Source organism: Pseudarthrobacter sp. BIM B-2242 (assembly GCF_014764445.1).
GTDB classification, from domain to species: Bacteria; Actinomycetota; Actinomycetes; order Actinomycetales; family Micrococcaceae; genus Arthrobacter; species Arthrobacter luteus_A.
In genome coordinates this window covers 2,331,112-2,345,379 of record NZ_CP061721.1, presented here as the reverse complement: position 1 = coordinate 2,345,379, position 14,268 = coordinate 2,331,112, and the positions used below count along the sequence as shown (strand labels likewise).

At 64.6% G+C, this 14,268-nt stretch carries 10 protein-coding genes; 7 read left to right on the top strand and 3 right to left on the bottom strand.

The window, feature by feature from the left end:
- Positions 1-19: 19 nt before the first annotated feature.
- On the top strand, positions 20-1,300 hold the full coding sequence (clpX, locus tag IDT60_RS10720; protein WP_164199345.1) for an ATP-dependent Clp protease ATP-binding subunit ClpX: 1,281 nt from the start codon (positions 20-22) through the stop codon (positions 1,298-1,300).
- A gap of 47 nt (positions 1,301-1,347) precedes the next feature.
- Positions 1,348-1,962 carry a disulfide bond formation protein DsbA gene (locus IDT60_RS10715; protein WP_191079077.1) on the top strand — a complete coding sequence of 205 codons (615 nt, stop codon included), beginning with the start codon at positions 1,348-1,350 and terminating at the stop codon, positions 1,960-1,962.
- Positions 1,963-2,338: 376 nt separating this feature from the next.
- Here the strand turns inward: IDT60_RS10715 and valS are convergent, their stop codons facing one another.
- Positions 2,339-4,957 carry a valine--tRNA ligase gene (gene valS, locus IDT60_RS10710; RefSeq protein WP_191079076.1) on the bottom strand — a complete coding sequence of 873 codons (2,619 nt, stop codon included), beginning with the start codon at positions 4,955-4,957 and terminating at the stop codon, positions 2,339-2,341.
- A 249-nt stretch (positions 4,958-5,206) separates the two neighbouring features.
- On the opposite strand from valS, the gene IDT60_RS10705 reads away from it, so the two are divergent.
- The gene (locus IDT60_RS10705; protein ID WP_370590746.1) at positions 5,207-5,932 is read left to right on the top strand and encodes an SDR family oxidoreductase; all 726 of its coding nucleotides are present in this window, start codon (positions 5,207-5,209) and stop codon (positions 5,930-5,932) included.
- Between the two features lie 93 nt (positions 5,933-6,025).
- On the opposite strand, the gene IDT60_RS10700 is transcribed toward IDT60_RS10705, so the two are convergent.
- The gene (locus IDT60_RS10700; RefSeq protein WP_191079074.1) at positions 6,026-7,129 is read right to left on the bottom strand and encodes an endonuclease/exonuclease/phosphatase family protein; all 1,104 of its coding nucleotides are present in this window, start codon (positions 7,127-7,129) and stop codon (positions 6,026-6,028) included.
- Between the two features lie 387 nt (positions 7,130-7,516).
- On the opposite strand from IDT60_RS10700, the gene ileS reads away from it, so the two are divergent.
- From ileS to ndk, 4 genes are read left to right on the top strand one after another with little or no spacing between them, the layout of a single operon-like run.
- Positions 7,517-10,837, top strand: coding sequence for an isoleucine--tRNA ligase (ileS, locus tag IDT60_RS10695; protein ID WP_191079073.1), 3,321 nt, complete (start codon positions 7,517-7,519; stop codon positions 10,835-10,837).
- A gap of 3 nt (positions 10,838-10,840) precedes the next feature.
- Entirely contained in the window at positions 10,841-12,199 is a 1,359-nt protein-coding gene (locus IDT60_RS10690) for a folylpolyglutamate synthase/dihydrofolate synthase family protein (protein WP_191079072.1), read from the top strand.
- Between the two features lie 2 nt (positions 12,200-12,201).
- A complete protein-coding gene (locus tag IDT60_RS10685) occupies positions 12,202-12,648 on the top strand; it encodes a DUF4233 domain-containing protein (RefSeq protein ID WP_191079071.1) in 447 nt (148 codons plus the stop codon).
- A gap of 37 nt (positions 12,649-12,685) precedes the next feature.
- Entirely contained in the window at positions 12,686-13,105 is a 420-nt protein-coding gene (gene ndk / locus IDT60_RS10680) for a nucleoside-diphosphate kinase (protein WP_164199361.1), read from the top strand.
- A gap of 97 nt (positions 13,106-13,202) precedes the next feature.
- On the opposite strand, the gene IDT60_RS10675 is transcribed toward ndk, so the two are convergent.
- The gene (locus tag IDT60_RS10675; RefSeq protein WP_164199363.1) at positions 13,203-13,877 is read right to left on the bottom strand and encodes a vitamin K epoxide reductase family protein; all 675 of its coding nucleotides are present in this window, start codon (positions 13,875-13,877) and stop codon (positions 13,203-13,205) included.
- Between the last annotated feature and the right edge of the window lie 391 nt (positions 13,878-14,268).

Below are 14,268 nucleotides of genomic sequence, written 5' to 3'. Positions count from 1 at the left end.
ATACTAAAGGGGTTCACATATGGCTCGGATTGGCGAGAGCACGGATCTGCTGAAGTGTTCTTTCTGCGGAAAGAGCCAGAAGCAGGTGCGGAAGCTTATAGCCGGGCCCGGTGTCTACATCTGCGACGAATGCATTGAGCTCTGCAACGAGATCATTGAGGAAGAGCTCGCCGAAGTCGCCGATCTGGGAAGCTTCGAACTGCCCAAGCCCCGCGAAATCTTTGACTTCCTCCAGGAATACGTCATCGGCCAGGAACCTGCCAAGCGGTCCCTCGCCGTCGCCGTCTACAACCATTACAAACGGATCCAGGCCGGTCACGCGCCGAAGAGCGGCAGCCTCGCCGACGGCGGCCACCACGACGACGTCGAGATCGCCAAGTCCAACATCCTGCTGATCGGCCCCACGGGCTGCGGAAAAACCTACCTCGCCCAGACCCTGGCGCGGCGGCTTAACGTTCCGTTCGCCGTTGCTGATGCCACCGCGCTGACCGAGGCCGGCTACGTGGGCGAAGACGTCGAGAACATCCTCCTGAAGCTGATTCAGGCAGCGGATTACGATGTCAAGAAGGCCGAGCAGGGCATCATTTACATCGACGAAATCGACAAGATTTCGCGCAAGAGCGAAAACCCGTCCATCACCCGGGATGTCTCCGGTGAAGGCGTCCAGCAGGCCCTGCTGAAGATCCTCGAAGGAACAGTTGCCTCGGTCCCGCCGCAGGGCGGACGCAAGCACCCCCACCAGGAATTCATCCAGATTGACACCACCAATGTCCTCTTCATCGTGGCCGGCGCCTTTGCCGGCCTGGAAGAGATCATCGGCTCGCGCTCCGGGCGTAAGGGCATCGGCTTTGGCGCCCCGCTCAACGATGCCAGCAACAAGGTGGATTCCTATGGCGAGGTGATGCCCGAAGACCTTCTGAAATTCGGCCTGATCCCCGAATTCATCGGCCGGCTGCCCGTAATCACCACGGTCTCCAGCCTGGACCGGGACGCCCTCATCCAGATCCTGTCCACGCCCAAGAACGCGCTGGTCAAGCAGTATCAGAAGATGTTCCAGATCGACGGCGTGGAACTCGTTTTCGACGAGGAGGCCCTCAACGCCATCGCCGAGCAGGCATTGGAGCGCGGCACCGGCGCCCGTGGCCTGCGCGCCATCATGGAGGAAGTCCTGCTGCCGGTCATGTTTGACCTGCCCAGCCGCGAGGACGTTGCCAGCGTGGTCATCACCGCTGATGTGGTGCTGAGCAAGGCCGAGCCCACCTTGATCCCGCACGTGACCAAACGGCGCAAGTCCGCCTGACCCTGACGTATTCCAGCCCCATACTGACTACCTCCGAGGACTGACCCATGTCTGAAACCACCACCAACCAAGCCGACTTCTGGTTCGATCCGCTGTGCCCGTTCGCCTGGATCACGTCCCGCTGGATCGGCGAGGTGGAGGAGGTCCGCAGCATCAGGACGGCCTGGCACGTGATGAGCCTTTCGGTCCTGAACGAGGGCCGGGAACTTGATCCGGGCTACCGGGAAGCGATGGACAACGGATGGGGCCCAGTCCGGGTCATCATTGCTGCCAAAGAGCAGCACGGCGAGCAGGTTGTGAAGCCGCTGTACGACGCCATGGGCACCCTGATCCACGTCGGCGGCGAAAAGGACTTCGGCATCGTCATCACCAAAGCGCTGGCCGAGTGCGGTTTGCCGGCAGACCTGGCGGACGCCGCTGACTCGGACGCCTTCGACCCCCAGCTTCGGGCCAGCCATGAAAAGGGCATCTCCCTGGTCGGCCAGGATGTGGGCACGCCGGTTGTGGCCTTTAACGGCACGGCTTTCTTCGGTCCTGTGCTGACGCGCATCCCGCGCGGGGAGCAGGCCGGGCAGTTGTGGGATGCCACGGTCGCGCTGGCCTCCTACCCGCATTTCTTCGAGATCAAGCGCAGCCGCAGCGAGAGCCCTGCCTTCGACTGATGCCGGCCTGCCGCCTGGCAATATCGGGCAGCAAAGAGCCCCGAATGAATTACTGTGATGTAGTTCATTCGGGGCTCTTGCGCTTCGCCGGGGGCGGGACCAGAATAGTTCTTACCCACTTCGAAAGAAGCGGGACGCAGGAACCAAAGATTCAGTGATATGTATCCGACGCAGCCTTCGGCAAAGTTAGATATAAGCTACCAGTGACGTGGTAGGAAGACCTGAAATTCCAAGGATTCTGCCAGACCATCAAGTCGTCACCGGATGGCCGAAAAGTCGAAGCCCCACCAACGGCAAAACGCTGATGGGGCTTCCCCTTTGCCCAAAAACAGGCTGAGGTGTCCTTAGCGGGAACCTGGAAAGGTCCGGCCAGGGATCAGACGGCCGGCTGCTCTTCAGGAGCCGCCAGGACCACGTCGCTGACCGTCAACTCGCCGTCGCCTGCTACGAGGGTCAGCTCACGGGCGTTCGAGGCTGCCTTCAGGTCACCCAGCCCGGCCTTCAGCTGCGTGGTCAGGGACTCCGACGCCGTGATGGTGGCGGACAGGACCTCGGTGCGCTGCTTGACCTTCGCTTCGGACTTCGCCTTGCGGACGCCGCTGAGGGCGGTACCCACGGTGGCCAGCAGGGTGGTGTCGCCGTCAACCTCAACGGCGGCAGGCCATTCGGCGCGGTGCACGGATCCGAGACGCCACCAGCCCCAGACTTCTTCGGTAGCGAAGGGCAGGAACGGGGCGAACAGTCGCAGGAGCGTATCCAGGCTCGTGGCGAGGGCGGCCAGGACAGATGCCTGCTCCGCTTCGCCGGCGGCACCGTAGGCGCGGTCCTTGATGAGCTCCACATAGTCGTCCGTGAACTGCCAGAAGAAGCTCTCGGTGATCTGCAGGGCCCGGGCGTAGTCATAGTTCTCGAACGCCTTGGTGGATTGCCGCACCACATCAGCCAGCTGTGCCAGCACAGCGCGGTCCAGGGGATTGGTCAGGACCGAGAGGTCCGTGGAGACCACGGACTTTTCGGTGGCACCGAGGTTCAGGACGAACTTGGAAGCGTTCAGCAGCTTGATGGCCAGCCGGCGGCCGATCTTCATCTGCGCGATCTCGTACGCCGTGTCGGCGCCGAGCTTGGCTGACGTGGCCCAGTACCGGACGGCGTCGGAACCGAATTCGTCGAGCACGTCGGTGGGAACCACCACGTTGCCCTTGGACTTGGACATCTTCTTCCGGTCCGGGTCAAGGATCCAGCCGGAGATGGCGGCATGCTTCCACGGGGCCACGTTCTGCAGCGCGTCGGCCTGGACCACGGAGGAGAAGAGCCAGGTTCGGATGATGTCGTGGCCCTGGGGACGCAGGTCGAACGGGAACACCTTGGCGAAGAGGTCCTCGTCCCGGCTCCAGCCGCCCACAATCTGCGGTGTCAGGGAGGATGTCGCCCAGGTGTCCAGGATGTCGGCGTCGCCGGTGAAGCCACCCGGAACATCGCGCTGCGCCTCGTCGTATCCCGGTGCGGCGTCGGCGGCAGGATCCACCGGCAGCTGCTCATCCTTGGGCACGATGGGGGTGTCGTACTGCGGGTTGCCGTCGGCGTCCAGCGGGTACCAGACGGGGATGGGCACGCCGAAGAAGCGCTGGCGGGAAACCAGCCAGTCACCGTTCAGGCCCGAGATCCAGTTCTCGAACCGGGACCGCATAAAGGCCGGGTGGAAGTCGATTTCGTGGCCGCGCGCGATGAGGCGTTCGCGGCGGTCCTCCTCGCGGCCGCCGTTGCGGTAGTACCACTGGCGCGATGTGACCACTTCGAGGGGCTTGTCGCCCTTCTCGTAGAAGTTCACGGGGTGCATGATTTTCTTGGGCTCGCCGTCGATCAGGTCCTCGGCAGCCAGCAGCTCCACCACGGTTTCCTTGGCACTGAAGACGGTCTTGCCGGCAATGGCTTCGAAGGCGGTGCGGCCGGCGCCGGTGGTGATCCAGTCCGGGGTCTCGCCGATGATCCGGCCGTCGCGGCCCACGATGGCGCGGGTGGGGAGCTGGAGTTCACGCCACCAGGTGACATCGGTCAGGTCACCGAAGGTACACACCATGGCAATGCCCGAGCCCTTGTCCGCCTTCGCCAGCGGGTGGGCCTTGACCTCAACCTCGACACCGAAGACCGGGGACGTGACTTTTTTACCGAACAGCGGCTTATAGCGCTCGTCGTCGGGGTTTGCCACCAGCGCGGCACACGCGGCCAGCAGTTCGGGACGGGTGGTCTCGATGAAGATCTTTTCGCCGTCTTCGGTGAAGAACGGGTACCGGTAGTACGAGCCGGCCACTTCCCGGTCTTCGAGTTCGGCCTGTGCCACGGCGGTGCGGAACGTGACGTCCCAGAGCGTGGGGGCTTCGGCCATGTAGGCGTCGCCGGCTGCCAGGTTGGCCAGGAAGGCGCGCTGGGAGACCTCACGGGACGCGTCATCGATGGTCCGGTAGGTCAGCTGCCAGTCCACGGACAGGCCGAGCTGCTGGAACAGGCTTTCGAAGACTTTCTCATCCTCCACAGCCAGTTCTTCACACAGCTCGATGAAGTTCCGGCGTGAGACGACGTCGAAATCGCGCTGGTTCTTGGCAGGCTGCGCCGGCGGCCGGTAGTCGGCGTTGTAGGCGATGGCGGGATCGCACCGGACGCCATAGTAGTTCTGTACTCGGCGTTCGGTGGGCAGGCCGTTGTCGTCCCAGCCCATCGGGTAGAACACGTTCTTGCCGATCATGCGCTGGTAGCGGGCCAGCACATCCGTCTGTGTGAAGGAGAACATGTGCCCCACGTGCAGCGAGCCGGACGCGGTGGGCGGGGGAGTGTCGATCGAGTAGACCTGCTCCCGGGTGGTGTCCGGGTTGAACTTGTAGGTCCCTTCGGCAAGCCAGCGCTGCGTCAGGGCAGCTTCGAGCCCTTCAAGGGCGGGCTTATCCGGAACGTTGATAGGGGCGGTGGAGGGCGTGTCTGTACCCTGAGTGTCTTCAGCCATTTGGCAATTGTTTCATGGACTCATCCGCCCCGCGGCTACGGGACTGCAGCACCATGCGGCGTGGGGGCGCGGCGGCGGAGACTTTTGGGAGTAAACGCATCACAGCTCAGGGACACGTTGCCGGAGTTCATACAACGGCACCCGTCGTACCGGGGCCGTTAGGGTGGTGCCATGACTGACGATTCACAGACCAAAACCGCGCAGACCCCGGCATCACCAATCGATCCGCTAAAGAATCGGGGCGCTGTTGTGACCGGCGCCAGCACAGGCATCGGCGAGGCGACAGTCCGTGCCCTGACGGCGGAGGGCTGGACGGTCTTCGCGGTGGCGCGCCGCGCTGAACGGCTGGCTGCGCTGGAAGCTGAGACCGGCGCCGTCGGGATTCCCGCTGACATCGCCGAGGACGACGACGTGGCCCGGCTGCTTGCCCGTGTCACCGAAGCGGGCGGGGTGGGAACGCTGATTAACATCGCCGGCGGGGCCCGCGGCGCCGACTACATCGGTGCCGCCAACACCGAGGACTGGGAGTGGATGTACCGGGTCAACGTCCTGGGCACCATGAAGCTCACCCGCGCGTTCCTGCCGATGCTCCGGGCAAACGGTGAGGGGACCGTCCTGAATCTGACCTCAACGGCAGGCCTGGCCGCGTACGAGGGCGGTGCCGGGTACAACGCGGCCAAGTTTGCCCAGCACGCGCTGACCAATGCTCTCCGCCTGGAGGAAGTTGAGCACAATCTCCGTGTCATCGAGGTGGCGCCGGGCCTGGTGCAGACAGAGGAGTTCGCCCTCAACCGGCTGGGTGACGAGGCCGCGGCGGAGAAGGTTTACCAAGGCGTGGAGAAGCCGCTCACCGCGGCAGACGTAGCCGAAGTGGTCCGCTATGCCGTCAGCGCACCGCACCACGTGAACCTGGACCAGATCGTGATCAGGCCTGTTGCCCAGGCCGCCAACCACAAGCTGATCCGAAAGGGCTGATCCGAAGGGGTGACCACAAGGGCTGATCTGCCGGCAGGTTGGCGGCTGCAGGCAGCCCGACGGGCCGCCTGCCGGCAGCGCCTGGCGGACTGGTCAGCCGGCCGGGATGGCGAGGGAGGCAAGGACCGCTGCGTGGTCCGTGCCCGGCAGATACCGGACCTGGTAGCCGGTGCTGGAAATCCCGGGTGTCGTGACCAGATGATCGATGGCAATCCCCGGCAGCAGGGACCCGTCCATCGGCCACGTGGGGGTCAGCCGCGATCCAGAGGCTGCGCCCACGTCAACGAGCCCCGGGCCGTCCGGCCCTCCCGTGGCAAGGAGTTCCCGGAACTCTGCATGGTCGTAAGTGGCGTTGAAGTCACCGATCAGCAGCCTGTTGCCTGGACGCTCCGCCAGCCGGGCTATCGCCCGAAGGTCGCTCCGCCACTGGTCGACCCTCACATCCACCGGCGGCAGGGTGTGGACGCTGGTTACTTCCAGGACTGCTGTGGCCGCGCCGTCAGCGGCTGTCAGCCGGACCGTCGGCATCCGGAACGGCGTGTCCGGGATGAGCCCTACCGGTTCGAGGGGATAGCTGGAGTACACGGCACTGCCGGCTGCGTCGTCCGTAGGGTCGCTGACGCGGTGGGGGAGGACCAGGTCCAGGCCTTCGGCTGTGAGGCGTTCCTCCAGTGACCGGGTGTGTTCCTGGATGGCCAGGAGGCCAACACTGTTGTCCTTGACCAGTTGGACGATGCCGGCTGCGTCCGCCTGCCCGTACTCCGAGTTGATGCTCATCGCCGTCAGGTCCACAGCGGCCACCGAACCGGCAGCCGCATCAGCGCCGGATGCCGGGGCAGGACGGGCGGCATCGAAGGGGAGGAGCCAGAAAAGCTGGCATCCCAACAGCAGTGCAGCAATCGCCAGCAGCCATCTGCTCCGGCCCAGCAGCGCCAGGGCCGCGGCCACCGCGGCAGGAATGGTCAGCCATGGCGTGAAGGACAGGAGCTGGACTGCCAGGACGGGCCATTCGGCAGGGACTGCCCGGAATACGGACAGCACCAGTACAGGCATGGCCACCAGGACTGCCAGCCACCGGCAAGCCGATTGCAGGAAACTCCTGACCGGTCTGCCGGCTGCCGCCGGGGAGGGCGGTTGTGGAGCACTGATCCCGGTGTGCGGCGGCGCGGTAGGGGAGCCCTGGGCTGAAGCAGTCATAGCTCCGAGTCTAGGGAGTGACCCTTTGCCCGGCATGCCCATCCGCCCCCATGCTTGCGCCCGGCGGGGAATGGCGGTGGACGGGCAGGCGATAGTAGACTCAGTGATGGCTATGATCCGGCTATCACCGGTGAGCTTCCGGAAGAACGCACCGACCCGCCACCTGGCAGTCGGTGTCACTAGAACCGGACGGGTATGCCCGTCACAGCTGTAATGAGCGGCCGGCAACTCCACTTCTCCTTCGCGGAGCGGACGGAATGCCGGTAAGTGAGGTGGTACCGCGGTAAGCGTGCAGTCATACGGCTGCACAGGAGCCGTCCTCGCATCCTGAACGGAACCATCCAGCAACGGCTGGCCGGTTCACCAGCTCAACCCAGGATGTCGAGAATGACGTATTACCCCAAAGCCTCAGCCACTGCTGCAAACGGCGCTGCCGCCGGCGTCTCCCACTCCGTGAAGTTCCCGGAGATCGAAGAGCGCATCCTCAAGTACTGGGACCGGGACGGCACCTTCCAGGCCAGCATCGACCAGCGCAGCGCGGACGCCCCGGGCGGGGAACCCGGCAGCAACGAATTCGTCTTCTACGACGGCCCGCCGTTCGCCAACGGGCTCCCGCACTACGGCCACCTGCTGACCGGCTACGCCAAGGACCTGGTGGGCCGCTACCAGACCCAGCGCGGCCGCCGTGTTGAACGCCGCTTCGGCTGGGACACCCACGGCCTGCCCGCCGAGCTGGAAGCCATGAAGCAGCTGGGCATGACGGACAAGACCCAGATCGAAGCCATGGGCATCGATAAGTTCAACGACGCCTGCCGCGCTTCGGTGATGAAGTACGCGGACGAGTGGAAGAGCTACGTCACCCGCCAGGCCCGCTGGGTGGACTTCGACAACGACTACAAAACACTCAACGTCGAGTACATGGAGTCCGTCCTCTGGGCCTTCAAGCAGCTGCACGAGAAGGGCCTGACCTACAACGGCTACCGCGTGCTGCCGTACTGCTGGAAGGACGAGACGCCGCTGTCCAACCATGAACTGCGCATGGACGACGACGTCTACAAGAACCGCCAGGACCAGACCGTCACGGTCACGTTTCCCATCACGGCGGGGGAGTCGGCGCTGTCGCAGCAGCTTTCGGGTGTGCAGGCGCTCGCCTGGACCACCACCCCCTGGACGCTGCCCACCAACCTGGCGCTCGCCGTCGGGCCCGCCATCACCTACGCCGTGCTCCCCGCCGGACCCAACGGCATCAAGGCCGCGTCGCCGGACGCACCGGTCACCGGCAGCTTCCTGCTGGCCGCGGACCTGCTGGCCACGTACGCCAAGGACCTGGGCTACGAGGACGCTGACGCCGCTGAGGCAGCCGTGACGTCCACCCACACCGGTGCGGACCTTGAAGGCCTGCAGTACCAGCCGCTCTGGAACGACTTCAGCGACACCGAAAAATTCGGTACACAGAACGCCTGGCGCTTCCTCGTGGCCGATTACGTCACCACCACCGACGGCACCGGCATCGTCCACCAGGCTCCCGCCTATGGTGAAGACGACCAGAAGGTCTGTGAAGAGGCCGGCATCCCCGTGGTCCTGTCCGTGGACGAGGGCGCAAAGTTCCTGCCGCTCTTCAGCCACGGCGACCTTCATGACATCGTTGGCCTGCAGGTCTTCGAAGCCAACAAGCCGATCACCCAGGTGCTCCGTGCGCAGGGCCGGCTGGTCCGCCAGGCCAGCTACGAACACAGCTACCCGCACTGCTGGCGCTGCCGCAACCCCTTGATCTACCGCGCCGTGTCCTCCTGGTACGTGGAAGTCACCAAGTTCAAGGACCGCATGTCCGAACTGAACCAGGACATCAACTGGATCCCGGGCAACGTCAAGGACGGCCAGTTCGGCAAGTGGCTGGCCAATGCCCGCGACTGGTCCATCAGCCGCAACCGGTACTGGGGCAGCCCCATCCCGGTATGGCAGTCCAGCGACCCCGAATTCCCGCGCACCGACGTCTACGGCTCCCTCGCCGAGATCGAAGCCGACTTCGGCCGCCTGCCGCTGAACAAGGCCGGCCAGGTCGACCTGCACCGCCCCTTCATCGATGAACTGACCCGCCCCAACCCGGACGATCCCCGGACCCCCGAAGAGGGGCAGTCCGTGATGCGGCGCGTCGAGGACGTCCTGGACGTCTGGTTCGACTCCGGCTCCATGCCTTACGGCCAGGTGCATTACCCGTTCCAGAACGAGGCCTGGTTCGATACCCACAACCCGGCCGACTTCATCGTGGAGTACATAGGCCAGACCCGCGGCTGGTTCTACATGCTGCACATCCTGTCCACCGCGCTGTTTGACCGGCCCGCGTTCCGCAACGTCATCAGCCACGGCATTGTGCTGGGCTCCGACGGTCAGAAGATGTCCAAGAGCCTGCGGAATTACCCGGACGTCTCCGAGGTCCTGGACCGCGACGGCTCCGACGCCATGCGCTGGTTCCTGATGTCCAGCCCCATCCTCCGTGGCGGCAACCTCGTGGTCACCGAGCAGGGAATCCGCGACGGCGTCCGGCAGGTCATCCTGCCGCTGTGGAATGTGTACAGCTTCTTTACGCTGTACACGAACGCCGCCGATGGCGGCTCCGGGTACGACGCGAAGCTCCGCTACGACGGTTACGCCGACACGCTGGACCAGTACCTGCTGGCCAACACCGGTGACCTGGTCCGCAACATGACCGCCCAGCTGGACAGCTACGACATCTCCGGTGCCTGCGACGAGCTGCGCAGCTACCTGGACATGCTCACCAACTGGTACGTCCGCCGCAGCCGCCAGCGCTTCTTCGATGAAAGCGCCGACGCGTTCGACGCGCTCTACACCGCCCTGGAAACCGTCTCGCGCGTGGCCGCCTCGTTGCTGCCGCTGGTCTCCGAGGAGATCTGGCGCGGCCTGACCGGCGGCCGTTCCGTGCACCTGGCCGACTGGCCCGAAGCGGAGCTCTTCCCGTCGAACGCGTCGCTGGTGGAAGCGATGGACCGCGTGCAGCAGATCTGCTCCACCGGGTCCTCACTCCGCAAGGCAGCGAACCTTCGCGTCCGCCTGCCGCTGCAGGAACTGACTGTGGTGGCACCCGGCGCGGATGCGCTGGAAGGTTTCGCCGCCGTCGTCGCCGATGAACTGAACATCCGGTCCGTCCGCCTGCTCGACGCCGGGAACGCTTCCCCGGAGGAGTTTGGCATCGAGCAGAAACTGGTGGTCAACGCCCGGGCAGCCGGGCCGCGCCTCGGCAAAAACGTCCAGCAGGCCATCAAGGGCTCGAAGTCGGGTGACTGGTCTGTCTCCGATGAGGGTGTTGTCACCGCGGGCGGGCTGGAACTGGAACCGCAGGAGTACAGCCTGGAAACCGTGGTGGCAGAGTCCGCGGACGGCGCCGGATCCCGGGCGGCCGCCGTGCTGCCGGGCGGCGGGTTTGTGGTGCTCAACACCGAGGTCACGCCGGAGCTTGAAGCCGAAGGAACCGCCCGCGACATGGTCCGTGCCATCCAGCAGGCACGCAAGGACGCCGGGCTGAACGTCAGCGACCGCATCCGGACAAGCGTCACTGCCACCCAGGCCGTGCTTGATGCCCTCCTGGCCAATGCCGGACTGGTCAAGACCGAAACCTTGACCCTTGCGCTGGACACCGTCCCGGCAGAGTCCGGCGACCCCCGCATTACCGTCGAAAAGACAGAGGCCTAGGATATGACCGACGAATTCTCCGTAGAGAGTGTCTACGCCGAACTGCTGGGCCGTGCGCCCGAAAACAAGATGGAACCGCGCCTGGCGCCGTTGTTCCGCGCCATGGATGTGCTGGGGGAGCCCAACAAGGCGTTCCCGATCATCCATGTCACCGGAACCAACGGCAAAACCTCCACGGCACGGATGATCGAAGCCGGGCTGCGTGCCCACGGCCTGAGCACGGGCCGCTACACCAGCCCGCACCTGTCCAAGGTCACCGAAAGGATCAGCATCGACGGGCATCCCGTATCGGATGAAACGTTTGTGCGGATCTGGGATGAGATCCGCCCCTACCTGCAGATCGTGGATTCCGAGCTGGAAGCCGCGGGGGAGCCCAGGCTGACCTACTTTGAATGCCTGACCATCCTGGGGTTTGCCATCTTCGCCGACCAGCCAGTCAACGTGGCAGTCATCGAAGTGGGCCTTGGCGGCATCACTGATGCCACCAACGTGGGCGACGGCCTGGTCTCGGTGATCACACCCATCTCGCTGGACCACACAGACCTGTTGGGGGACACCACAGAGGACATCGCGTACGAAAAGGCCGGCATCATCAAGCCCGGCGGCTACCTCATCAGCGCGTCCCAGCCGGTGGATGCCGCCCAGGTCCTGCTGGAAAAGGCCAAGGACGTGGCAGTACCGTTCCGGTTCGAGGGCGTGGAATTCGGCGTTGAATCCCGGACCGTAGCCGTGGGCGGGCAGGTGGTCAGCATCCAGGGCATCGCCGGCCGCTACCCCGACCTGCTGCTCCCGCTGCACGGTGCCCACCAGGCCCAGAATGCGGCCGTGGCCGTTGCGGCGCTCGAGGCCTTCTTCGGCGGGGAAAAAGAACTGGACGCCGAGGTGCTGCAGGAAGCATTTGCTTCGGTCACCTCACCGGGCCGGCTCGAAGTTGTCCGGACGGCTCCCACCATCATCGTGGACGCCGCGCACAACCCGGACGGCATCAGGGTCTCCGCCGAGGCCATCCAGGAGGCTTTCACGTTCACCCGGCTCGTTCCGGTGGTGGGTGTCCTCAAGGAAAAGGACGCGGAAGAGATTCTGCGCCAGCTCAAGGAATCCCTGGGCGACATGGCCGAGGAATACTGCTTCACCCAGTCCAACTCCCCGCGGGCTGTACCTGCGGCAGAACTGGCGGAACTGGCCGTGGAGATGGGCTTCGGCGAAGACAACATCCACATCGCGGAGAAGCTCGATGATGCCCTGGAATGGGCCGTGGAGCGTGCCGAAGCCAACGATGACCTGTCCGGCGGCGTGCTGGTGACCGGTTCCATCACGTTGGTGGCAGAGGCGCGGATCCTGCTCGGAAAGACGGAGGCCTAGCCATGGCCAAGCTGACAAAAGCCCAGCGTGAATGGCGTCCGGGGATGCCCAGGAAGCGCCGTTCCACCAAGGTGATGTTTGCCTCCACGGTCCTGCTGCTCGAGGCGTTTGTGGTCTTTTTTGCCACCCTGGCCGTATTCGGGCTCAAGCGCGGCGAATTCCCGCCGGCCCTGATCCTGGGAACCGGCATCGCCCTCAGCCTGATCATGATCTTTGCCTGTGCGGTGCTGTCCAGGCCGTGGGGTGTGGGCCTGGGCTGGATCCTGCAGATTGTCCTGATCCTCACCGGAATCGTGGAACCCATGATGTTCCTTGTGGGCGGCATGTTCGGCATGGCCTGGTGGTACGGGATCCGCACCGGCATCCGGCTCGACTCGGAGTCCGCGCAGCGCGAACGCGAACAGGCGGAATGGAATGCGGCGCACGGGGACACCCCGCCGGCCTCGTAGACTTGTCCCGAAACCCCCACCAAGTATTGGAGCAACCGTGAGCATTGAGCGCACCCTCGTTTTGATCAAGCCCGACGGCGTGGCCCGCAACCTCAGCGGCGCGATCCTCAGCCGCATCGAGGCCAAGGGATACACCCTGGCCGAGCTGAAGAAGGTGGACGCCACCCGCGAACTCCTGGAGCAGCACTACGAGGAGCACGTGGGCAAGCCGTTTTACGAGCCGCTGGTGGAATTCATGCTGAGCGGTCCGGTAGTGGCGGCGATCTTCGAAGGCCACCGCGTCATTGAAGGCTTCCGGTCCCTGGCCGGAACCACCGATCCCACCACGGCCGCTCCGGGTACCATCCGTGGCGACTTCGGCCGCGACTGGGGCCTGAAGGTCCAGCAGAACCTGGTCCACGGCTCCGATTCCGTGGACTCGGCCGAGCGCGAAATCAAGATCTGGTTCCAGGACTAGGACCTGGACCCTCCCGCCTCGTCGAGGTGACAGAAAAGGCCAATGTCCTGCGCGGACACTGGCCTTTTCTGTCACCTCGTTCCGGTGGCGGTTGCTCCTAGAAGCCTGAGGTTCCGGCGAACACCTGGATGAAGGCGAAGAAAATGGTGGCGATCACCGCGACGTAGAGCAGCGCGGTGATGATCCAGCCCGAATCGCCCAGGACACGTGCGGCGCCTGCGGGTGCGGGGATGATCCCGTGGCTGACGTTCCGGATGGTCACCCAGACAAACAGCGGAATCATGGCTGCCCACACCACCATGCAGAACGGGCAGAGGATGTGGATTTCGTACAGGGCCTGGGACCACAGCCACACCACAAACGCGAAGCCGAGGGTGACGCCGGCCTGAAGGCCCGCCCAGTACCACCGCGCGAACGTGGCGCCGGACAGCAGGGCCATCCCCGCCGTGATGATGATGGCGAACGCCACGATTCCGATGAACATGTTGGGGAACCCGAAAACCGAGCTCTGCCACGTCTGCATCACCTGGCCGCAGGAAATCCATGGATTCACATCGCAGACAGTGGTGTGGTTGGGATCCTTGAGGACCTCGAGCTTCTCAAGGACCAGGGTTCCCGAGGCCAGCCAGCCGATGGCACCGGTAATGACCATGAGCCAGCCCAGGGGCCGGTTGCGCGTCATGAGCGGAACGCTGGAGGACTGTGCGGTCAATGTCCCTGCCGCGGGGGAGGCTGCCGGCGTATCGGTGCCGTGCGGGGAAATGCTGGGCATGGTCTAGCGTCCTTTGCTTCGGGTGCTCCTCGCCCGATTGTAACGCCGGCACCTGAAGACTGTTTTCAGCGGCTCCGGCCCGCTGCACATTTGCGGATCGGATACCCCGGCCTCCGCGGCGTTTCAGTGCGGGTATGAGAGAATGAACGTGGCTGGAGGCCGACCCACATTCGGACTCCGGTCCGGTGGCTTGTTTCAAGACCGCCAATGATGAGCAGGGCAGGCTTCGGATTCTCTGATCCGGTTTCCCGCAACTCCATTGGTCGGCACCTGGTTGTGGCGTGTAGAACAACGGGTTTCAGGACACAGCCGACGGCTCCCACGGGCTGCCGCACCCCAATGCCGGTGCGAACCTGGGAGTATCCACTTGACTTCTGTCAACGCCTGCGGG